The 21,972-nt window shown below is 64.0% G+C and carries 21 protein-coding genes; 17 read left to right on the top strand and 4 right to left on the bottom strand.

The genetic code is table 11. The annotated features are described in order from the left end of the window. Positions 1-230 precede the first annotated feature (230 nt). Positions 231-1,730, top strand: a complete 1,500-nt coding sequence (locus JG746_RS13950; protein WP_202358648.1) for a glucosamine inositolphosphorylceramide transferase family protein — start codon at positions 231-233, stop codon at positions 1,728-1,730. Positions 1,731-1,825: 95 nt separating this feature from the next. Further along, positions 1,826-3,034 (top strand): FAD-dependent oxidoreductase, encoded by a 1,209-nt coding sequence (locus JG746_RS13945; RefSeq protein ID WP_202358647.1) that lies wholly within the window; start codon positions 1,826-1,828, stop codon positions 3,032-3,034. Between the two features lie 319 nt (positions 3,035-3,353). Here the strand turns inward: JG746_RS13945 and JG746_RS13940 are convergent, their stop codons facing one another. Further along, positions 3,354-4,409 carry a LacI family DNA-binding transcriptional regulator gene (locus JG746_RS13940; RefSeq protein ID WP_202358646.1) on the bottom strand — a complete coding sequence of 352 codons (1,056 nt, stop codon included), beginning with the start codon at positions 4,407-4,409 and terminating at the stop codon, positions 3,354-3,356. A 199-nt stretch (positions 4,410-4,608) separates the two neighbouring features. Between JG746_RS13940 and JG746_RS13935 the strand changes: the two genes are divergently transcribed. From JG746_RS13935 to katE, 3 genes are all read left to right on the top strand, one after another. After that, the gene (locus JG746_RS13935) at positions 4,609-5,640 is read left to right on the top strand and encodes a hydroxyacid dehydrogenase (protein ID WP_202359355.1); all 1,032 of its coding nucleotides are present in this window, start codon (positions 4,609-4,611) and stop codon (positions 5,638-5,640) included. Positions 5,641-5,867: 227 nt separating this feature from the next. Continuing rightward, positions 5,868-6,083 carry a CsbD family protein gene (locus tag JG746_RS13930; RefSeq protein WP_019859538.1) on the top strand — a complete coding sequence of 72 codons (216 nt, stop codon included), beginning with the start codon at positions 5,868-5,870 and terminating at the stop codon, positions 6,081-6,083. Positions 6,084-6,232: 149 nt separating this feature from the next. Continuing rightward, positions 6,233-8,341: a catalase gene (katE, locus tag JG746_RS13925; RefSeq protein WP_202358645.1), complete on the top strand. Its 2,109-nt coding sequence runs from the start codon at positions 6,233-6,235 to the stop codon at positions 8,339-8,341. Between the two features lie 97 nt (positions 8,342-8,438). Here the strand turns inward: katE and JG746_RS13920 are convergent, their stop codons facing one another. After that, positions 8,439-8,732 carry a hypothetical protein gene (locus tag JG746_RS13920; RefSeq protein WP_202358644.1) on the bottom strand — a complete coding sequence of 98 codons (294 nt, stop codon included), beginning with the start codon at positions 8,730-8,732 and terminating at the stop codon, positions 8,439-8,441. Between the two features lie 271 nt (positions 8,733-9,003). Here JG746_RS13920 and JG746_RS13915 point away from each other — a divergent pair, with 271 nt between their 5' ends. From JG746_RS13915 to JG746_RS13890, 6 genes are all read left to right on the top strand, one after another. Then, a complete protein-coding gene (locus tag JG746_RS13915; protein WP_202358643.1) occupies positions 9,004-9,249 on the top strand; it encodes a hypothetical protein in 246 nt (81 codons plus the stop codon). Positions 9,250-9,344: 95 nt separating this feature from the next. Beyond that, the gene (locus tag JG746_RS13910) at positions 9,345-9,572 is read left to right on the top strand and encodes a hypothetical protein (RefSeq protein ID WP_244730795.1); all 228 of its coding nucleotides are present in this window, start codon (positions 9,345-9,347) and stop codon (positions 9,570-9,572) included. 157 nt (positions 9,573-9,729) lie between these two features. Next, positions 9,730-9,921 (top strand): hypothetical protein, encoded by a 192-nt coding sequence (locus JG746_RS13905; protein ID WP_202358642.1) that lies wholly within the window; start codon positions 9,730-9,732, stop codon positions 9,919-9,921. A gap of 640 nt (positions 9,922-10,561) precedes the next feature. Further along, positions 10,562-10,753 (top strand): hypothetical protein, encoded by a 192-nt coding sequence (locus JG746_RS13900; protein ID WP_244730794.1) that lies wholly within the window; start codon positions 10,562-10,564, stop codon positions 10,751-10,753. Between the two features lie 370 nt (positions 10,754-11,123). Continuing rightward, positions 11,124-11,882, top strand: coding sequence for a helix-turn-helix domain-containing protein (locus JG746_RS13895; RefSeq protein ID WP_202358641.1), 759 nt, complete (start codon positions 11,124-11,126; stop codon positions 11,880-11,882). 157 nt (positions 11,883-12,039) lie between these two features. Then, positions 12,040-12,702, top strand: a complete 663-nt coding sequence (locus JG746_RS13890; RefSeq protein WP_202358640.1) for a GntR family transcriptional regulator — start codon at positions 12,040-12,042, stop codon at positions 12,700-12,702. A gap of 81 nt (positions 12,703-12,783) precedes the next feature. Here JG746_RS13890 and JG746_RS13885 read toward each other — a convergent pair whose 3' ends face one another. Both JG746_RS13885 and JG746_RS13880 read right to left on the bottom strand, forming a co-directional pair. Next, positions 12,784-14,031 (bottom strand): NAD(P)/FAD-dependent oxidoreductase, encoded by a 1,248-nt coding sequence (locus JG746_RS13885; RefSeq protein WP_202358639.1) that lies wholly within the window; start codon positions 14,029-14,031, stop codon positions 12,784-12,786. A gap of 61 nt (positions 14,032-14,092) precedes the next feature. After that, positions 14,093-15,481 (bottom strand): aminotransferase-like domain-containing protein, encoded by a 1,389-nt coding sequence (locus JG746_RS13880; RefSeq protein WP_202358638.1) that lies wholly within the window; start codon positions 15,479-15,481, stop codon positions 14,093-14,095. Between the two features lie 287 nt (positions 15,482-15,768). On the opposite strand from JG746_RS13880, the gene JG746_RS13875 reads away from it, so the two are divergent. From JG746_RS13875 to JG746_RS13850, 6 genes are all read left to right on the top strand, one after another. Further along, the gene (locus JG746_RS13875; RefSeq protein WP_202358637.1) at positions 15,769-16,902 is read left to right on the top strand and encodes an ABC transporter ATP-binding protein; all 1,134 of its coding nucleotides are present in this window, start codon (positions 15,769-15,771) and stop codon (positions 16,900-16,902) included. A 47-nt stretch (positions 16,903-16,949) separates the two neighbouring features. Continuing rightward, complete coding sequence (locus tag JG746_RS13870) at positions 16,950-17,999, top strand: ABC transporter substrate-binding protein (RefSeq protein ID WP_202358636.1); 1,050 nt, start codon at positions 16,950-16,952, stop codon at positions 17,997-17,999. 2 nt (positions 18,000-18,001) lie between these two features. Then, a complete protein-coding gene (locus JG746_RS13865; RefSeq protein ID WP_202358635.1) occupies positions 18,002-19,282 on the top strand; it encodes an ABC transporter permease in 1,281 nt (426 codons plus the stop codon). A 2-nt stretch (positions 19,283-19,284) separates the two neighbouring features. Further along, a complete protein-coding gene (locus JG746_RS13860) occupies positions 19,285-20,112 on the top strand; it encodes an ABC transporter permease (RefSeq protein ID WP_202358634.1) in 828 nt (275 codons plus the stop codon). 451 nt (positions 20,113-20,563) lie between these two features. After that, positions 20,564-20,869 (top strand): hypothetical protein, encoded by a 306-nt coding sequence (locus JG746_RS13855; RefSeq protein WP_202358633.1) that lies wholly within the window; start codon positions 20,564-20,566, stop codon positions 20,867-20,869. Between the two features lie 139 nt (positions 20,870-21,008). Further along, positions 21,009-21,533, top strand: a complete 525-nt coding sequence (locus JG746_RS13850) for a DUF2306 domain-containing protein (RefSeq protein ID WP_202358632.1) — start codon at positions 21,009-21,011, stop codon at positions 21,531-21,533. Positions 21,534-21,972 lie beyond the last annotated feature (439 nt).

The raw sequence follows: 21,972 nt of genomic DNA, 5'->3' as shown, positions 1-21,972 counted from the left end.
AAAACACTGTTAATTATGTTGAGAGCTCTTCTGATTTTTGGCAGGGCGTTTACCCATTTTTGGCATGGAGTTTGCGTAATATTAGCACAGGCGCTGATACGGGCGCGAGCGAGCAGGAGACGAATGGAAATGGGGCAGCACTTAAGTCAAGCCCTACCGTGCCGCCGTCTCCCCTGCCCTGAAATCGAACACCGGCCACATACAAGACATCACAACGCCAAGGGTGCGACATGCAAGTGAGCCTGCGCCTGGACAGCGAATGCGTCCGTGCTTTTCACCTGCTGCTGCTGCAGCGCCTGGCGGCACTGGCGCAGGTCGAGGTGTCCGTCGACGCCAGGCCGGCTGGAAGCGGCATTCCAGGCAGCGTCGCGGCATTGTTCCAGCTTGAAACGGTCCTCCACGGCCTGCCGGCGGACGGGCTGGCCAAGCGCCTGCCGCTGTCGGCGCTGGCGCCCTACCACACGCAGCCGCCCGCCTCCCCCGATCTGGTGCTCGACCTCTGCGGCGACGTGAGCCTGGAAGGAACGCGCGTCTGGCGCATCACCTATGACGGCGCCGCCGGCGAAGCGGCGCTGCTGGCGCTGATCCTCGACGGCCGCACGCCGATTGCCCGTATCGAGGAGAATGGCGCCACCGTCGCCGAGGGACGCCTGGGCACCGAATATGGCGGCATCGCGCTTTCTTCCTTCCAGGACATGCTGGCGCGCACGGCAAGCCTGATCCTCGCGGCCATGAATGGCACCGCGCGGGCCGTGCCCGTGCTGCCCGAACCGGCGCAAGTCGGTGCCTCGCCGCGGATACCCTCGACCACCAAGCTTGGCATCCGGGCGGGCAAGGCGTTGGCGCGGCGCATCGTCCAGAAGATCTACCACCTCTGCTACAACGCCCCGCACTGGAAGGTCGGCTGGCGCCAGACCAATGGCCGCGACCTCTACGACCTGCGCGCCCATCCGGCATCCGGCTGGCAGGTGTTGCCCGACGATGGCAGCCGCTTCTACGCCGATCCGTTCCCGATCCTCCACCAGGGACAGGTCACCCTGTTCGTCGAGGACTATATCCACCGTCTGGGGCGGGCCATCATCTCCGCCGTGCCCTTCGGTCCATCGGGGCCGATCGGACGTCCCGAACCGGTGCTCGACCTGCCCTACCATCTCTCATACCCCTTCGTCTTCGAACGCGACGGCGAGGTCTGGATGGTGCCGGAAAGCTGCGCCAACCGCACCGTCGATCTCTACCGCGCCACCGCCTTCCCCGGCGGATGGGTCAAGGAAGCGACGCTCCTGTCCGACGTCGTCGCCAGCGACGCCACCCTGGTCGAGCACGGCGGGCGCTGGTGGCTGTTCGCCACCGTCCGCGACGGCGGCGGCGCCTTCTCCGATGCGCTGCATCTGTGGTCGGCACCCGACTTCCGCGGACCCTGGACGCAGCATCCCAAAAATCCCGTGCTGGTCGACATCGCCTCGGCGCGGCCGGCAGGCCGCATGGTCAGGCGCGGCAACGACCTGCTGCGCCCGGTGCAGGATTGCCGCAGGAGCTATGGCGCGGCCCTTGGCATCGCACGCGTCGCTCACCTTGATTTGAACGGCATGGAGCAGGTCGTCGAGACGATCTTAACTCCTGGCGCGCTATGGAGTGGGCGCAAGCTGCACACGCTCAACGAGGCGGGCGGACTGGAATTCATCGATGGCTCGGCGATCGCGCCGCGCTGGAAACAACAGGCCCGGCGTTAAGGTAAACAAGTGTTACTACCGGCCACGCGTGTGGGTTGCTTGAGGTTGATTAAGGGCTGGAAGATATTTTCCACCACAGATTGTGGAGTGAGGCAATGACCAGCAGAAAGGGCAGCGACATGACCCCCGCTGAGGTTGCCCCGGGCGAAGTCGACGTGGCGATCATTGGCGCCGGAATGGCTGGCACCACCCTGGCAACGGTGTTGGGAAACGCCGGCCGCAAGGTGGCGCTGATCGACCCGCACCGCGTCCATCACGACGAGTTCCGGGCCGAGAAGATCGGCGCGAACCAGATGCAACTGTTCGAGAAGCTCGGTCTCGACAAGATGGTCATGCCTCTCGTCACCCCGTTTACCGACGTCGATGTCTTCCGCCTCGGTCAATTCTTCGCGCGTGAAAAAAAGTGGGAATACGCATTTTCCTACGGAGCGCTGATCAATGGCCTGCGCGATGCCTTGCCGTCGCAGGTACCGCTGACGGTCGGCAAGGTAACCGAGGTCTCGACCGGACCGGACCGGCAACGTGTCGTGCTGGCCGACGGCACCGTCATCAATGCCCGCCTGCTGGTGGTGGCCACCGGCTACAGCGAATTGGTGCGGCGCGCCATCGGCGTCGAGCGCATCGAACTGTCGAAGGCGCATTCGCTGTCCATGGGCTTCGACCTCGCCATTGCGCCGCGTGACTGCGCCTTTCGGGCCGTCACCTGCTACGGCAAACGGGCCTCGGACCGCATCGCCTATCTCACCGTCTTTCCCATCGGCGACAGGATGCGGGCGAACATGTTCGTCTATCGCACCGTCGCCGAACAGTGGACGCGGGATTTCCGCGCCGATCCGCAAAAGATGCTTTGCGAACTGATGCCCGAAATATCGGCGCAGTGCGGCAATTTCGAAGTGGCGAGTCCCGTTGAGGTCAGGCAGGTCAATCTGACCACGACGCAAGGCCATCGTCGCGACGGGGTCGTCTTCATCGGCGATGCATTCGTGACGACATGCCCGACTCCGGGCGTCGGCATCGGACGGGTCATGATCGATGTCGATCAGCTCCATTCGGTCCACATCCCGCGCTGGCTGGCAACGCCAGGCATGGCGGCTGACAAGATCGGCGCTTTCTACGACGACCCGGTCAAGGTGGCCTCGGATGCGGAAGGCATGCGCGTCAGCGTCTACGCCAAGCAGATCACCACCGAAACCGGACTGGAATGGCGCGTGCGGCGCCTGCGCAACAACACGGCGCGCCAGCTGATGATCATCGGCCGCAAGATGCGCCATCTGGGACCGCGGCGGCAGCCCGGTATGGCCTGAGGGTCCTCCCACTCTCTCCCGCCATCGAAGGCAGAGGCGTGTTCCCTTCTCCTTCCACAGGGGAGAAGGGACGCGCGCCAGCCTTGGGGTTGGGAGAGCATCTGGCATCCTCTGGGATTAGCCGGCGCACCTACGATTGAAAACCGTTCCGTCGCGATCCTTCACACCCCCTCTGTCCCGCCAGCCTTAAGGCCTTTTACACCTTGACGTGGCGGCACCTGCCGCAGAAAGTGAGGACACCCCCAGCTGCAGCCCCGCCTTCCGAGGCCGCCGGCGATGTCGACATCGACATGGTTCATGCTTTCAAGCGTGATGGTGGCTATTGCGGGTTTGCGGAATGCGGGCCGCTGCCTGGCGAGCCAACGGATTCCCGCATCAAAACCTTGCAAGCCTCGAGCCGCGCGGTCGGCGGCCCCTCCTCGCCTTCAATCCTGGCAAACAGTGCTTCCATGGCGTGGCCGGCGATCTGGCGCACCGGCTGCACCACGGCGGCGATGGCCGGCCATGTCACCTGCATCCATTCGGCGTCGTCGAAGCCGACCAGCGAAATGTCGTTGGGGCAGTGCCAGCCACGCCGCCGGAACTCCGACAGCGCCACCAGCGTGCCCTTGAGGAACAGCGAATAGACGGCCGTCGGGCGCTCGCCTTTTGCAAAATAGTCGCGCAGCTGTGCCCTGAGCGGCTCTACATCGCTTTCGGCCAGCACGACATCGATGCGCACATCCGGCGCCAGTTGCAGTGCGGTGGTGCGAAACCCGTCGAGGCGGGCGCGCACCGTCGCCACCTGCTCGCCAAGGCCGACGACAAGGATGTGGCGATGGCCCTTGCCGATCAGTTCGCGCGCCACTTCGGCGCTGGCGGCGGCACTGTCGGCCGACACCGTGTCGAAGGCGTCGTCGGAGAGCACGCGGTCGATCAGCACGCCGGTCATGCCGTTGGCCTTCATGAAGGCGGCCGCAGGCCCATGCTCGTTGCGCACCGGCGCCAGCACCACGCCGGCCACGCGCCAGTCATGCATGCGGGCTAGGATTTCGGTTTCGCGCGTTTCGGATTCGCGGCTCGACGCCGCCACCAGCGTATAGCCGCGCTGTTCGGCGAGGCTCTCGAGCTGGGTGACCATCTGGCCGAAGAACTCGCTTTCGAATTCCGGCATGATGGCGCCGATGATGCGGCGCTTGGCCCGGCGCATGTCGGAGGCCAGCGGATCGACGCGATAGCCCAGTTGTTCGATGGCGTCGAAGACGCGCTGCGCATTCTCGGGCTTGACCGTGGCGACGCCGGCCATGACCTTGGAGACGGTGGCGGCCGACACGCCGGCGCGGCTCGCCACATCGTGGATCGACGCACGCCGCTGCTGGTCCCGCCTATGCGCCATTGCTCCTCCTCCCGAGGCGCGGACAGAGGTATTTTCTGCCCGCCGGAGAAACGAGTAAATCGATTTTTCGCAGTTGTAAATCGGTTCATCGGCGGTATTTTAGCCACCGATCCCATGTCGCCCGAAACGCACGGCGTTTTGGGACAACGGCTTGGGCAAAGCAAAAATGCGCGACAGCATCGCGCCGGGAGGAATCGTCGTGCCAAACAAGGATTTGCCGCTGGTGATCAGCGCGCCGGAACCGCGCTCGCTGGAACTGATCTTCACGCCGCCGCAACTGGCGCGTTTCAAGGCGAAATACCGCATCGTCGAGACCACGGCCGAAGGCGTCGCCGAACTGCCGGCCGATGTGCTGGCGCAGGCCCGCTATATCGTCGGCCAGCCGCCGCTTTCGTCGGAGACGCTGGGTCGGATGACGGCGCTGCGCTGCGTCTTCAATGTCGAGACCAACCTCCTCAACAACATGCCCTACGAGACGCTGTTCGCGCGCGGGATTCATGTCGTCACCACCGGACTGGTCTTCGCCGAGCCGGTGGCCGAGCTTGGCCTTGCCATGGCGCTGAACCTTGCGCGCGGCATCGTCGATGCCGATCTCGCCTTCCGCAAGGGCGAAGAGCTGTGGGGCGGCGACGGCAACCAGACGGCGCGGCTCCTGTCCGGCGCCGATGTCGGCATCATCGGCTTTGGCGATCTCGGCCGCGCGCTGAACCGGCTGCTCACGGGTTTCCGCGTCAGCACCAAGGTGTTCGACCCCTGGCTGCCGCCGTCGATCCTGATCGACAATGGCGTCGAGCCGGCCTCGCTCGACGACGTGCTGACATCGAGCGACTTCGTTTTCGTCGTCGCCTCGGTGACCTCCGAGAACCAGGGTTTTCTCGGCGCGGATGCCTTCGCCTCGATGCGCAGGGGCGCCGCCTTCATCCTGCTCAGCCGCGCCGGCGTGGTCGATTTCCCGGCCTTGATGGCGGCGGTGAAGAGCGGCCACATCGTCGCCGCCAGCGATGTCTTTCCAGAGGAGCCGTTGGCACAGGATCATCCCGTGCGTGCCCTGCCCGGCTTCCTGCGCTCGGCCCACCGCGCCGGCGCGCTCGACATTGCCTTCAAGCGCATGGGCGACATGGTGCTGGAAGACATGGACCTGATCGACCGCGGCCTGCCGCCGCTGCGCTCCAAGCGGGCGGAACGCGAGACGGTGTCGAGGATGCGTTCCAAGCCGGTGGACAGGAACTGAGGGGAGGCCCGCGGGTTTCTTGTTGTGATGGAACGATCGTCCGGCTGACAGGTTTTGCAATAGGTCGGGCGGTGGGACGCCTGGCCTACTCCAGAAGGCCCGTCACGATTCGCGTCGGTGGCGGGCCTTTTCGTTTGCGGCGCTCTCCAGGGCGTGCGGAACCTTCCCAACAAAGCGACGTTGGTCCTTGCCGGTCAGGCAGACAATTCGCAAAAAAGGAACATTCCATGGGAAGCACCAGTGACAAGGCCTCGGGTCTCGCCAATCAGGCCGTAGGCAAGGCCAAGGAAGGCGTCGGCAAGGCCGTCGGCAATGACCGCCTGCGCGCCGAAGGCGCGGCGCAGGAAGCCAAGGGCAAGGTCCAGAAGGCCGTCGGCGACGCCAAGTCCGCCGTCAAGGACGCGACCAACAAGACAGCGGCCGCGATCAACAAGAACCTCTGAACATTCCTCGCTTCAAAAGACAGGTGAAGGCCGCCGTCGAACCGGCGGCCTTCTTCATTCGCGGATTTGAAATCGGCAGGGAACACATCGCCTTCCCAGAGATTGAGGAACCAGCGCAGCCCGCGCATTGACCCTAGGGATTTTCAGTCATGGCGAAGCAAGCATCCAAATTGGCCGGGACGGCCGCGACCATCCACGATCAGAAACTGCAACGCGGCGAAGGGGGCGAACTGCACCAGACCGCGTCCGGTTCGACCGAACTGCTGACCACCGCACAGGGCGGCCCTGTGTCCGACGACCAGAACTCGTTGAAGATCGGTGCCCGTGGGCCAACCGTGCTCGAGGACTTCCACTTCCGCGAAAAGATCTTCCATTTCGATCACGAGCGCATTCCCGAGCGCGTCGTCCATGCGCGCGGCTATGGCGCGCACGGCTATTTCGAAACCTATGAATCGCTGGCCAAATACACCCGCGCCGACATCTTCCAGCGCGCCGGCGAAAAGACACCGGCTTTCGTGCGCTTCTCCACCGTTGCCGGCAACAAGGGCTCCGCCGATCTTGCCCGCGACGTGCGCGGCTTCGCCGTCAAGCTTTACACGCAGGAAGGCAATTGGGACATTGTCGGCAACAACATGCCGGTGTTCTTCATCCAGGATGCGATCAAGTTTCCCGACCTGATCCATGCCGCGAAGGCCGAGCCGAACAGCGACTTCCCGCAGGCGCAGACCGCGCACGACAATTTCTGGGATTTCATCTCGCTCACGCCGGAAAGCATGCACATGATCATGTGGGCGATGTCCGACCGCGCCATCCCGCGCTCGCTGCGTTTCATGGAGGGTTTTGGCGTCCACACCTTCCGGCTGCTCAACGCCAAGGATGAATCGACCTTCGTCAAATTCCTCTGGAAGCCCAAGCTCGGCCTCCAGTCGGTCGCCTGGAACGAGGCGGTCAAGATCAACGGCGCTGACCCCGACTTCCATCGCCGCGACCTCTGGGACGCGATCCACGCCGGGAATTTTCCCGAATGGGAACTGCAGCTGCAGCTCTTCGACCAGGCGTTCGCCGACAGCTTCGACTTCGACATCCTCGATCCGACCAAACTCATCCCCGAGGAGGTGCTGCCGCCGATCGCGGTCGGCCGGCTGGTCCTCGATCGCATGCCCGACAATTTCTTCGCAGAGACCGAGCAGGTGGCGTTCATGACGCAGAACGTGCCGCCCGGCGTCGACTTCTCGAACGACCCGCTGCTGCAGGGCCGCAATTTTTCCTATCTCGACACGCAGATCAAACGGCTGGGCAGCACCAACTTCACCCACATCCCGATCAACGCGCCGAAATGCCCCTTCCACACTTTCCAGCAGGACGGGCACATGGCGATGCGCAATCCGGCCGGCCGGGCCAACTACCAGCCCAATTCATGGGATGAAGGCCCGCGCGAATCCCCGCAAAAGGGTTTTCGCTCCTTTGCCGAAGCCGAATCCGGGCCGAAGGCCCGCCTGCGACCGGAAAGCTTTGCCGATCACTACAGCCAGGCACGCCAATTCTACATCAGCCAGCACCCTGTGGAGCAAGGCCACATCGCCTCGGCGCTGACCTTCGAATTGAGCAAGGTGCAAACACCTGTTATTCGCGAGCGTGTCGTTTCCCACCTTCTCAACATCGATGATGCGTTGGCTCGCAAGGTGGCCGACGCGCTTGGCTTGAAGGCGATGCCGAAGCCCGCCGATGCGGCGGTGCCCACGCGCCGCGATCTCCCGGCGTCGGACGCGCTCAGCATCCTCAAGAACGGCCCCGGCCGCTTCGAGGGCCGCAAGCTCGGCATCCTGGTGACCGACGGCACCGACGCCGCTTTGCTGAATGCGCTGAAGCAGGCGCTGACCAAGGCCGGCGCCAAGTTCGAAATCATCGCGCCGAAGGTCAGCGGCGCCAAGGCGAGCGACGGCAGCTGGATCGACGCGCAGCAGATGATATCAGGCGCGCCGTCGGTGCTCTACGACGCCATTGCGCTGTTGCCGGCAAAGCCTGCAATGGCCGACCTCTTGAAGGAATCGACCGCCCGCGACTTCGTCGCCGATGCCTTTGCGCACTGCAAATTCATCGGCTTCGTCGAGGCGGCGGCCCCGCTGCTGGAAAAGGCCGGAGTTGCCAAGGACGAGGCGGTGATTCCGCTTGCATCCGCTGGGGATGTCGCGGGCTTCGTCGCCAGGCTGGGCGACCTGCGCGTCTGGGCACGCGAGCCGAAGGTGAAGCTGGGCTGAGCGACGGACTGAACCTGGCTGCGACCGCGCCTCCGTAGCGTAGGCGCAGCCGGATCCAGCCGCGCGTGCAGCCGATCAGCAACCTGGCGAGCGGGCGTCAGGCGGCGCGGCCGAACTCGTTCGCGACGATTTCGAGGAGCAGACCATTATTGTCCGCACTGACAGGCTCCCTCGACCGCCAGTCGCTAGCCGAGCGGTCGAACTCGATGGGTGCCGAATAGAGCTGGGCGAAACCCAGCACCAGCCGTTCGGCGTCGGCAATCGACAGGTCTCCGTGGCGGCCGGCCAGACTGGCGGCCAGGACCGGAACGTTCACGATTCCAAAATGATAGATCGTCTCGATCAGTGTGCGATTGAGATCGTCACGCAATTCGATCGGGTAGTTGTGCATGGCAAACTCCTGTCCAATGGACTGGGTTTTCCCTCACTTTCACCATGCGCCCCGCCATTCGTTAAAGCAAGACAATTATCAAGAAATTGTTAATAAAATCAATTAGTTAGTATGTTTAGTCGGTGACGTAACCCAAGCACTTTGAGCCGATGATGCAACAAATGTGTTTGACTATCTCGGAACCAAACGGGCCATTGGCAGATTGTGAGGCACATAAGTCACTTACTCATTCGGCTCGCCGGCCGCATCGCCGGAAGAAGGGACCTTCGCAATGGCTGACAATCTCGAGCGTCCTGAACGCCTGCAGGTCATGCTGAACGAGGAAGAATTCGCGGCCCTCGACACATGGCGTTTCGACAAGCGCATGCCGAGCCGCGCGGCCGCCGTGCGTGAACTGCTGCGTCGTGGCCTGGCCGCCGAGGGCTTTCTGCATGCCAACATCGGCACGCGTTCGGGCGATTTCGGCCTTCTGAATGGCGAACAGGAAGCCCGCAAGACGAAGCCTTCGGATGCGTGAGGAGCACGCCTCGGCTGGCGCGAAGCGATCCTTCGCCGGCGGGGCATGCTGCTGATCCACTACAAACAGCCGACATGTCATGGGGAAGATCATCAATGGCAGGCGTGCACGCCGGCCTGGACGTGGCGCCAGGTGATCTGCGCGAATGGCACACATTGCCGGCTTGGTGCACCAACTGCTCGCATCACGCCGAGCCAGCCGGACTGATCCGGCGTTACGGCAAGGGTGCGCTGTTCAGCGGCGTTGAGCGGGCGCTTCTTTGCACGAGTTGCAACAAGGGCGGCCCGGTACGTCTGGAGATCCATAAGCTGCCGAGAAATTGAGTGTTTAAGGCAGACTTGATGGAACATTAGCTCTTCCTAAAGATTGATGCGAGCGACAGGTGGTGCCCTCCATCTCCTGCCGAAGATCGGGCCTCCGATCGGCCCGCGCTTTTTCTCCGCCAGAGGGGCGCGGGCTTCAATTCTGCAAGGGGTAGAGATGGCCGCCACAAGCTATGTCGTCAGCGTCTTCGACAAGCAGCATTGGCGCACCATCCTGACGACTGGGGACAAGGGAGAGGCCGAGGCGCTAGAGCAGGCGATGAGCCAAGATAGCGTAAAGGTGCGTGTCGAAGAGATCACGCCGAAGGCGAAGAAGCGCTCTGGGTGTAGTCAGGTTTCGACCGCCTGAAAATCCGATATCGGTGGCGAAATCACCGTTTTCTCATGTAGCGTTCAAACATCGCCAGCTTGTGTTCGTAGCCAATGCGCACCTTTGCCTTGCAGCCATCGCATTTGAAACTGCCGATGGTCCTCACCCACGAACCCATTTTCACCGTTGGGTGAGCGCAGGCTGGACATTGAAACTCTATCGCCACATCGCGCAGTTCATTTGATAGGGGCATCTGCATCTCTCTCGGATTGACGAACCCGTCGCCCCATTCACGGCAGCGACGGGGCCCCTGGGATTGCGGGACTTGCTGGAGCGTTGGAACCCCTGCCGCTCTAGCAACCTGCACTGACGTCTAATGTTCCCTCATATATTGCGTCAGACCTTTGCCTATCACGCCCAAGACTTTAGTCCGTCGGTTTTGGCAGCTACCCCACGCGCTCATATTGCTCATGCGCTTCGCACACGCCCAAATCGTGCCTTCCGAGAAAGTCATCTTCTAGAGCGAAGTCCGACATTGAAATCACCTTCAATGGCATCAAAGATCGGCTTGGAATGATACCAAAATTTGCCCGGCCACCTCTAACATTTGATATTGAGAACGGCTTCGGACGAGCGTTATAAAAATGGACGTTTCCCATTGCTTTCCAGGGAGCTTGCGATGGATAACGTGATGCCGAACGGCAAGGTTTGCCCTTGCGTGGAAGTGGTCGAGGCGTGCGGCGAATGGTTCGTCCGCGTGGTTGAGGAAGACCAGGAACTCACTCGATCTTTTGAGATCGAACCCTTTGCTCTGGCCTTCGCGGAAAGCCAGAGGATGCGTCTGGGGCTTGCCGACTTCAAACGGCTTTAGGGCCCTTGGGCTTCAATATCCGGGCCTCTCGCAAAAGCGAGGTCCAGCTATGCGGCCCAAGGAAAGCGACAAGCTCGCGGGCCTGCGCCGTGGTGACGCCGGTTTCATTGACCAGACGGCGAACGGTGTCGCTCGTCACAGCCGTTGGCTTCTCTTGCTCGTCAACCATGTTTCGGATGTCCCTTCCGTGCGACCCAACGATCGGCCGCACGCAATGGTTCCTGGCCTGAGCAAGGATTATCCCCCGGCCCCTCGCCTGCCACGCTATTGTCCAAAGGTCCCATTCGCGACGGCGCGATCTTGTGCGAGATTGGCGCAATATAAGCAATTGCTTAAAAATGGTTCGGACGGCTGTCGAGGGGGCGGTGTCGTGCCAATTCGCAGGAATCTTGCCGCGAATCTGCGACGGCTGGTCTCCGGCCATCCGTCGGTGGCCGCCGTATGCCGCGGACTGAACATGAACCGCTCGCAGTTCGAACGCTACCTGCAAGGCAAGAGCGTGCCCAACCGGGCGACCGCCAAGCTGATCTGCGACTATTTCGGCATCGACGAGGATGAATTGTACCGTGCACCGGAAGCCTCAGCGCCCGAACGCAAGGCCCTGTTGCCGACCCACCAGGCGCTCTACGAGAACATGGTGCGCGGCCCGGCTCCCGCCATCGCCGGCGGCGCCTACTTCACCTACTTCACCGTTCCGGACCGTCCCGACCTTGTCATGCGGTCGGTCACCTTCGTGCGGCGCGAGGCCGAGCTGGTGACTTTCAGGCGCGTGACCCGCTGGGCCGACGGCTATCGTCAAGGCAGGCCGCGGGCGTTGGGCTGGCACTATGGCGTCGCCATCTCGCGGCTGAACTGGATCTATTTCGTCGGCGTCAACCGCCGCCAGACCAGGGAGCCGTCGCTCATGACCGTGCAATGGGCACCCTTCTCGGATCCGGTCCTGGTCGGCAACGCCTTCGTCCTGACCGGCTCCGGACCGGCCTGCGTGTCGGTCATCATGCGCCAGGCAGTCGGCAGGATCAGCCTCCGGCAGATGCTGGGGATGTGCCGTCCCGTCAGCCTCGACGACCCGCTCCTCGACCAACTCGTCGCCAGCCTTGTGCGCGAAGGCCAAGCCATTCCAGCTTAAGGTGTGAAACGGTCTTCCCGGTAAAGCGCATGGCACTCCTCCCCTTGGGAATCGCGCCGAACATGGAAATGCGGCGGCTAGGCATTTCCGAGAAACGATGAACCGCTTTAGACTGGCATCCCCGGCGGACAGAAGCCGGGAGCAGCAGGGGTACGCGATGCTCAACAGCTTCGACTATGGCGGCAAGGAAGCCGAAACGGTGCACGCGCTGGAGGAGGACATCATCTTCGGCCGGCTGGCGCCCGGCACGCGCCTGGTCGAGGATGTGCTATTGGCCCGCTTCCCGGTCTCGCGCCACATCATCCGCCAGGCGCTGTACCAATTGGAGAGGCTGGGCATCGTCACCCGCGAGCGCAACAAGGGCGCCATGGTGCGCCGGCTCTCGCCGGAGGAAGTGCGGCAGATCTACGAAGTGCGCGAAATGCTGCAACGCCAGGCGGCGCTGATGATCCCGCTGCCGGTCGGCGAGGCGCTGATCGCGCAACTGGAAGAGATCCACCGCATCTATGGCGGCCATGTCGACAATGGCTATCTCAGGGGCATCCACGAGGCCAATGACCGCTTCCACCTGACCATGTTCTCGGCGTGCGGCAATGCCTATCTCGTCTCCTCGATCGAACACTACATGCGCCTCAGCCTGCCGGTGCGGGCCAATTCGCTGGCCGACAGGGAGAAGCTCGACGTCTCGCGCCAGCACCACGCGATGATGATCGAGGCGCTGAAGCGCCGGGACAATTGGGTACTGGCGCAGCTCTGCGTCGACCATCTGCAGCCGAGCAAGGTGTTTTATCTCCAGGAGATCGGGACGGCGGCTGGCTAGGGCCAGGTTGGCGCTGCCCCTCACCTGCCTGCCGGCAGGGCAATGAGGGGCGGCGCTAGCGGTAAAGATCGGCGAAAACAGCTAAAACCGCCCAGCTGAAAACGGCGCAAGTCTTTCGCTGTTGGGCCGGCGGCCGGCGATGAGGTCGCCCACCAGCCGCGCGGTGATGGCCGAAAGCGTCAGCCCGAGATGGCCATGGCCGAAGGCGTAGATGACGTTTGGATTGCCGGGCGACGGGCCGATGACCGGCCTGGAATCCGGCAGCGATGGCCGGAAGCCCAGCCATTTTGACGATGGCTGGCCCAGCGCGGGGAAGAACTGGCGCACGCCGCGATCGAGCAGCGCCAGGCGGCGCGGATTGATTGGCGAGGCCAGCCGGCCGAGCTCGACCGTGCCGGCGACGCGCAGCCGGCCGGCCATAGGTGTCATGTAGAAGCCGAGATCGACCGGGCACACCGGCCGCGTCAGCAACGGCGCCGGCGTGGCGAATTCCAGGTGATAGCCGCGCTCGGTTTCGAGCGGGATGCGGTCGCCGGCCTGTGCCGCCAGCGGCCGCGAGAAGGCGCCGGCGGCGATCACCACCTTGCTGGCGCGGAGCCGCAGGCCGGGACCGCTGAGCTCGACGCCACCGGCATCGGCCCGCAACGCTGTCACCTCGCCCCGCAGCAAGGTTGCGCCCCGGTCAGTGGCCGCTTTCAACAACCGCGCCATCATGGTCTGCGGATCGGTCAGGTTCATTGATTGCGGAAAGAACAGCCCACCGCCTTGCACCGCCGGCAGGTTCGGTTCGAGTGCTGCCACTTCGCCGGGGCTCAGCACCGCCTGGTCCACGCCGAATTCGGCGCGCAGCGCCCGGCTCGACGCGCCGTCGGCAAGATCGCCCGGGCGACGATAGAGATAGAGGCAGCCATTGCGGCGCAGCAGATCCCGGGCATCGGCCTCGACAACCATCTCCTCCCAGGCCGGCAGGGAATCGGCCAGCAGGCCGGCCATCGCCACGGCGTTGGCACGGGTGGCGGCCGGCAGCGATTGCCTGACGAAGCGCGTGAGCCACGGCGCCAGATGCAGAAGTGCTGTCCAGCGCAGCGAGAAAGGGCTGTCGGCGTCGAGAAGCAGCTTTGGCAGCGCGCGCAGCACCGCCGGATTGCCGACCGGCATACAGGCATATTCGGCCAGCGTGCCGGCATTGCCATACGAGGCGCCGGAACCGGGCTCGTTGGGATCGACGAGCACGACTTCGCGGCCGTCGCTGGCCAGCCGCAGCGCCGTCGCCAGCCCGACCACGCCGGCGCCGATGACGGCGATCTCGACACTCTTCGAAGCTGTCACTTGTTGTTCCCTCAAGCCTGTCCTTGTCCCAAAACCGCGGCGCACTTTTGGGCGGCCGGCATCAGACAAAACCCGGCAATTGCAGATGCCCGGCCGACAACAACTCGGCCATGGTGGTCAGCGCGGTGCGCAGATCGTCCTGCGAGCGCGCCGCACCGACATTGATGCGCACGCCATGCTGCACCGGCTCGCGGCCGACGGCGAAGGCATCGCCCGGCAGAAGGGCCACGCCGCGCTCCAGGCAAGTGCGGGCAAAGCCGGCGCCGCGCCAGGGCTCTGGCAAGCGCAGCCAGGCATGGGTCGCGCTCGGCTGGCTCTGCACATCGTAGCGGCCGAGGATTTCGCTCAGGATTGCCTGGCGCTGGCGCAGCTCTTGTTTCTGCACCTCGATGATGCGCGCCGCCGCCCCGTCCTCGATCATGCGCGCGCCGATCAGCGCCGTCAGCGGGCTGATGCTCCAGCAATTAATGCGCAAAGCCGCCGCGACCTGGCCGGCAATGGCGCGCGGCGCGATGACGAAGCCGAGCCGCAACCCCGGCGCCAGGCATTTCGACAGCGCGCCGATATGCACCGTCAGTTCCGGCTCCAGGCTGGCAAAGGAAGGCAAGGCCTCGTCGGCCAGCGGCCGGTAGACGTCGTCCTCGATGATCAAGACATTGTGGCGGCGCGCGACAGCCGCAAGCTCATGGCGGCGCGCTTCGCTTAGCGTAATGGTCGTCGGATTGTGCAGCGTCGGCACCAGGAATACCGCGCGGGGGCGGAGCTGCGCGCAGGCGGCGTCGAAAGCATCCGGCCGCATGCCGCCGCGATCCATGGCGACGCCCCTGAGATCGAGCCCATGCACCCGGCAGAGCGCGTTGATGCCCTGATAGGTCACCTCGTCGGCAAGCACCACCTCGCCCTGCCTTGTCACCGCGCCAAGCAGACAGTCGAGCCCGTGCTGGGCGCCCGCCGCCAGCACCACGCGGCCGGGGTCGCCGTCGCCGGCAACGGGCTTCAACCAATCGGCGATCGCCGCGCGCGCCCAGAGCGGCCCTTCCGGCGGATGATAGTCCTGCAGCGAGGCGTAGTGTGGGTCCCTGGGCAGGCGCGGCAGCAGCGCCGCCAGCGCGTCGAGATAGGCCGAGGTGGCGGGGCGGTTGACCGAGAGGTCGATGATGCCGCTCTCGTCGCTCGGCGCCGAGACGAAGCCGGGCCGCTCGGCCGCCTGCCTGGCCGCCACCGTCGTGCCCCGCCCCGGCCGCGCCTCGAGCAGGCCGCGCTGCTGCAACGTCGCCAGCGCCCGCGTCACCGTGGTGACGTTGATGCCGAGCGCCCGCGCAATGTCGCGCTGCGGTGGCAGCCGGTCGCCGACCGCCAGCGTGCCGGCGGCAATACGCTCGGCGATCGCGTCGGCGAGACGGCGGTAGACCGGACTTTCATCCTCGGTAAGGCGGAGATCACTGAGCATGCGGACAGGATTCGGGGCTTCGGATTTGTCGTGGGCTTAGCATAAGACAAATCGCCGGACAATAGCGCTTGTGTGACGTCAATTAGGCTTTGTCAGGCAGAAATATCACACAATCGCGACAAATATCGGCTTGACGCCCAAAGTTGTCTGCATCTATGCTCGAATTCAGATAGATTGTGTGAGCATACAAGTTTGGACGGCCCACGAGACGCGGGCTTCCGATGGGATGGAAACATGCATCACAAGCCGCATAGTGTTTCAGCCGGCACGTTTCGGGATCGCGCACGATGAGCGCCGCCCGTCAGGCCGTTTTGCCGTCATCTCCGGCCACGGCGCCAGGGCCGGCCTTCGTCGATTTCGTCGATGTCGAGAAATCCTATGACGGCCGCGCCTTCGCGGTGACGCGGTTGAACCTTGGCGTGGCGCGCGGCGAATTCCTGACCCTGCTTGGCCCTTCCGGTTCGGGCAAGACGACGACGCTCAACATGCTCGCCGGCTTCGAACGGCCGACCAGCGGCACCATCACGCTGGAAGGCAGGCCGGTCGACCGCCTGCCGCCATACCAGCGCAACATCGGCATGGTATTCCAGAACTACGCGCTGTTCCCGCATATGAGCGTGGCGGAGAACGTCGCCTTCCCGCTCTCCGTGCGCCAGGTCAGCAAGGCCGATATCGCCGGCCGTGTCGGCCGCGCGCTGGACATGGTGCGGCTGAAGCAGTTCGGCGACCGCAAGCCGGCGCAGCTTTCCGGCGGCCAGCAGCAGCGCGTCGCGCTGGCCCGCGCGCTGGTGTTCGAGCCAAACCTGGTGCTGATGGACGAGCCGCTCGGCGCGCTCGACAAGAAATTGCGCGAGCACATGCAGCTCGAGATCAAGCAGATCCACACCATGCTCGGCGTCACCATCGTCTATGTCACCCATGACCAGAGCGAGGCGCTGACCATGTCGGACCGCGTCGCCGTCTTCAACAATGGCGCCATCGCCCAGCTCGGCTCACCCGACAATCTCTACAACGCCCCGCAAAGTTCCTTCGTGGCGAGCTTCATCGGCGAGAACAACACGCTGGACGGCGTCGTCGACCGCGTCTCCGGCAAGGAATGCCGCGTGCGGCTGACCGGCGGCGGCGAACTCACCGCGCTTGCCATCGGCGTGGCGCAGGGCGCCGCCTGTCACGTCGCCATCCGCCCCGAGCGGTTGAGCCTTATGCCGGCCGGCGGCAACGCACTGCCGGCTACAGTCGACGGTCGCATCTATCTTGGCGACCATCTGCGGCTGCTGGCCCGGCTCGGCAACGACCAGGTGCTGACCGTCAAGGTCGGCCCGGAGGCGACCATGGCCAATGGCGAGGCCATCACGGTCTCCTGCGCACCGCAGGACTGCCGCGCCTTTCCCGCTGATGCCTCGACCGCGAAGGCGACCTGAACCAGCAATCTCAAGAACCGATCCATCTCAAAAACAGGGGAAGAAAAATGAGAATCGCGAAGACCCGGATGCTGGCTTTGGCCGCCGCCACTGCACTCCTCAGCATCGGCCATGCTTTCGCCGACGAATTGTCGATCATGGCCAGCGGCGGCGCCTGGCAGGACGCCCAGCGCAAGGCCTGGTTCGAGCCGTTCAGCAAGGAAACCGGCGCAAAAATCCTCGAGCAGGAGTATCTCGGCGATCTCGGCAAGGTCAAAGCCATGGTCGACACCGGCAACGTGCCGATCGACCTGGTGACGGTCGAAACCGCGACCGTGCTGCAGGGCTGCGACGCCGGCATTCTGGAACGCCTCGACTATTCCAAGATCGGGCCGCGCGACAAATTCATCGAGGGCTCGGCGCTGGATTGCGGTGTCGGTCTCGATGCTTACGGCGACATCCTCGCCTATGACCCGACCGTGCTGAAGGAAGCCCCGACCTCGGTGCTCGACCTCTTCGATACCAAGAAATTCCCGGGCAAGCGCGCCATGCGCAAATTCCCGGCGCAGAACCTCGAATGGGCGCTGATGGCCGACGGTGTCGCGCCCGCCGACGTCTACAAGGTGCTGGCGACGCCGGAAGGTGTGGACCGTGCCTTCAAGAAGCTCGACACCATCAAGAAGGACATCGTCTGGTGGGATGCCGGCGCGCAGCCGGCGCAGTTGCTGGCCTCGCAGGAAGTGGTGATGACCACGGCCTGGAACGGCCGCATCCAGAATGCCATCGACACCGACAAGAAGCCCTTCAAGATCGTCTGGAACAACCAGATCCTCGAATATGACATGATCGCCATCCCGAAGGGCGCCAAGAACCCTGAACTCGCCTACAAATATCTGGCCTATATCTCCAAGCCGGAAAACAACGCCAGGCTCGCCAGCTACATCACCTACGGGCCGGTGCGCACCGATGCGGCGTCCTTCGTCGCGGCCGATGCCTTGCCCAAACTGCCGAACGCGCCGGACCATCTGGCCGGCGCCTACCTCGTCGCCGACACCGAGTTTTGGGGCGACTATGGCGAGGACCTGGTCAAGCGCTTCAACGCCTGGCTGGCGCAGTAAGCATGTCGGCCTTGCTGCCCAGCGAACTCGACCGGCCCGCGCTGGCCCGCGGCCGGCCGGCCGCCGGCGCGGATCCCGGAACCGCGTCGGCGGCATTGCGGCGCGCCGAATTCGGCGACCGCCTGCGCTCGCTGGCGCTGGCAGCGCCCCTGCTCCTGCTTCTGGCGCTCAGCTTCGGCATCCCGATCGTGCTGTTGCTGTCGCGCGCCGTCTACGACCCGACCATCGCCGACGCTCTGCCGCGCACCAGCGTGGCGCTCGGCAACTGGAACGGCCAGGGCCTGCCGGATGATGCAGCCTTCATCGCGCTCGCCGCCGACCTCAGCGAGAACCAGGCCAAGGGCACCGCCTATGAACTGGCCAAGGCGCTCAACGCCCGCCTGCCCGGCGCCCGCAGCCAGGTGCTGAAAACCGTGCGCCAGCTCGAAGGCGCCGACGGCAAGCCGCCACTCGAGATCATGAAAGCCGTGCCCTTCTGGTCGGCGCCCGGCACCTGGCCGGTGATCGCCAACGGCACCCACGCCATCACCTCGTTCTATCTCTTGAGCGCCCTCGACCTCCGCTGGAACGCCGATGGCGGCATCGAGCGGGTGCCGCCGCAACAGGCGATCTTCCTGCAAGTGTTCCTGCGCACCTTCTTCGTTGCCGCTTCCGTCACACTCGCCACGCTGCTACTCGGCTTCCCCCTCGCCTATCTCATCTCCAGCGTGCCGAAAGGGCTGGCGGCGATCCTGATCGTGGCGGTGCTGTTGCCCTTCTGGACCTCGATCCTGGTGCGCACGGCCGCCTGGACGGTGCTCTTGCAGAAATTCGGCCTGGTCAACGACATGCTTCTGTGGCTCGGCTTCGCTTCCGAGCGGCTCGACTTGATGTACAGCCGCATCGGCCTGATCATCGCCATGACGCATATCCAGCTGCCGTTCACGCTGCTGCCGATCTATTCCGTCATGCGCACCATCGCGCCCTCGCAGATGAAGGCGGCCTATTCGCTCGGCGCAAAGCCCTTCACCGCCTTCCGGCGCGTCTATCTTCCGCAGGTTTTCCCCGGAATCGTGGCCGGCTGCCTGCTCACCTTCATCCTGTGCCTGGGCTACTACATTACGCCCGCCCTGATCGGCGGCGCCAGCGACCAGCTGATCAGCAATTTCATCGCCAATTACGTCAATGTCGAACTGAACTGGGAGATGGCGGCGGCGCTGAGCTTCATCCTGCTCGTCTTCACGCTGGCCCTGTTCGGCATCTTCGCCCGGATCCTCGGCCTCGACCGCCTGAAGATGGTGTAGCCATGCTGCTGTCGCCTTACCCCACCCCTGGTGAACGCATCCGCGTCGCGCTGCTTTGGCTGTGGTGCGGGCTGGTCATTCTGTTCCTGCTGGTGCCGATCCTCATCCCGGTGCCGCTCTCCTTCAACAGCGGCGCCTTCTTCATCTTTCCGCTCGAAGGCCTGTCTACGCGCTGGTACGAGGTGGTGCTGGGCACGCAGCGCTGGCAGTCGGCGATCGGCAACAGCCTGATCGTCGCCTTCGGCACGACGCTGATCGCCACCACGCTCGGCACGCTGACGGCCATCGCGCTGTCGAACGAGAAATTCCCCGGCCGCCGCATCGTCATGCCGCTGCTGCTTTCGCCGCTGATCGTGCCGGTGGTGATCACTGCCGTCGGCTCCTACCTGTTCTATGCCCGCGTGGGGCTGGCCAGCACCTATGCCGGCATCATCCTGGCGCATACGGCACTTGCCAGCCCGTTCGTCGTCGTCACCGTCGGCGCCAGCCTCACCGGCTTCGACCGCAATATGATGCGCGCCGCCGCCATTTCGGGCGCCAGGCCGCTGACTTCGTTCTTCCGCGTGATGTTGCCGCTGATCCTGCCCGGCGTGCTGTCGGGCGCCGCCTTCGCCTTCGTCACCTCCTTCGACGAGGTGGTTGTGGTGCAGTTCCTGGCCAGTGCCGGCCAGCGCACCATGCCGCTCGAAATGTTCATCGGCCTGCGCGAAAAACTCTCGCCCGCCATCACAGCCGCCGCGACGCTGATGATGGCGCTGTCGATCGTGCTGCTGGTTGTGGCGAACCTTCTCGCCCGGCGCGGCCAGGGCCGGCGGATAGCAAGCGGTTAGAGCAAGGTTTCGACAGGCTCAGTGATCCGGTGCGCAAAACAGTGAAACTTGTCGCGCACCATTCCCGTTGCTTTTAGGATCGCCTCCCGGGCGATTGCAGACCTCCGATCAATGCCCCGCCGGCTCGCCGGTGGGGCCTTTTTCGAGGCGGCCCGCGTGGAACAATCAGGGAGCCGGGAAGTTTTCAGACCGCCGGACGCGCGACGTCCGAACGACCCAGCGCTAGCCAAGGCTGAGATGTGTGGGCAGTATCCTGTGCGGTGATGTGGAAACAAAAGAGCTTTCTCCCGCGCACACGGACGAACACCGGGAAAATTCTAAGCTTCCGAATGATATATTTTTAGAAAATTGGGTTCACGTCGCCCGAAAAACTGGAACTTTGCCCAAATCCTCCCGTTACGCCCTTGATCGTTGCTTCGACGGTCACAAAGCAACAGGGAAGGAACCTATCATGAATATCAAAATGATCTGCCTTGGCGCAATGGCGCTTTCAATGGTCGCCGGTTCGGCTCTCGCCGCGGGAAGCACCGGCACATCCGCTCTCGACGATCCGGCCAAGATGCAGCCCTTCTACACCGATTCCAGCATGAAGACGCTGCGCGGCAATGACGATTTCGTCAAAGCCTGGAAGGCGCTGACGCCGGACGACCAGAAGATGGTGATGGCGGCCTGCGAGGATGAAGCCAAGAACGCCAACCCCACCAACGCCCATCCGGAATTCTGCAGCAGCGTCAAGGCCAACGGCGGCAGCAAGTAAACGCAACCGCCACGACCCATCCAAACAGCCCCGCATGCGGGGCTGTTTTGTCGGTGGCGGCATCGTCGGTCGTCACCCATACACCCTTGCCGCCCCAGCGCGCCCTCGGCCATAATCCGCCATCTCGCGGAGAACACCGATGTCGCTCGATCCTTTGCTCCATGCCTCGCCCGTCATCCAGCTCCATGCGCTGATCGCCATCGCGGCGCTGCTGCTCGGAGCCTTGCAACTGTGGCGCACCAAGGGCGACCCACTGCACCGCTCGCTCGGCCGCCTCTGGGTGGCGCTGATGGCGACGGTCGCCGGCTCCGGCCTGTTCATCTGGACGATCCGGCTGTGGGGACCCTTCAGCCCGATCCATCTTCTGTCGCTTCTGGTGCTGGTGATGTTGTGGCGCGGCGTGCGCGCCGCGCGCGGCGGCAACATCGCCGCCCACCGCCGCATCATGCAGGGCACCTACATTTTCGGCCTTGTTATCACCGGGCTTTTGACCTTCATTCCCGGCCGCACCATGTATGCCGTCGCCTTCGGCCCGCAAGGCGCGACGCCACAGAAGCTGGCGATCTTCGCCGCCTTGGTCGTCGCCGCGGCAGCGGCCGGCCTCTATGCCGCGCGTGGTGCAAGAGCCGCGGCCCCGCGCCCGAAAACATCTCCCGGCGCCTGATCCAATTGCCTGTGGAATTCGGCCACGTCTCACTGCGTCCCGCAGCCTTGATCGATGCCTGACTCAGATTGTTACCGGCGAAAATTGCAGCAGATCAACACTGTTCAATTCACGCTTTGCTTTCAGCATCGGGCCTGACCGACCGGGACCAAAGCAAGCGGCCGCAATCATATCTGCCGGCACGCTGCAATTTCCTCCCGGCTGCTGTTCAGACATCTGGAAAGTAGGAAATGAATGGATACGCTCGCGATGTTTTCACGCCAAGGCCAAGTTGAGCCCAGAAACGACTTGACGACGAGACCAATGTGGCGCCCTAATAAAGCATAGCCTAAACAAAGGTGCCGAATGGCTCGAAAGAAAGGCTGAACCAACAGGGGATGACGGCACCATGAGGGTGCACCCCGGCGCAAGATCCGAAGATTGGGGTCTTCGGCAACGC

This window comes from Mesorhizobium sp. 113-3-3 (genome assembly GCF_016756495.1).
Lineage (GTDB): Bacteria > Pseudomonadota > Alphaproteobacteria > Rhizobiales > Rhizobiaceae > Mesorhizobium.
This window is presented reverse-complemented; position numbering and strand designations above follow the sequence as displayed.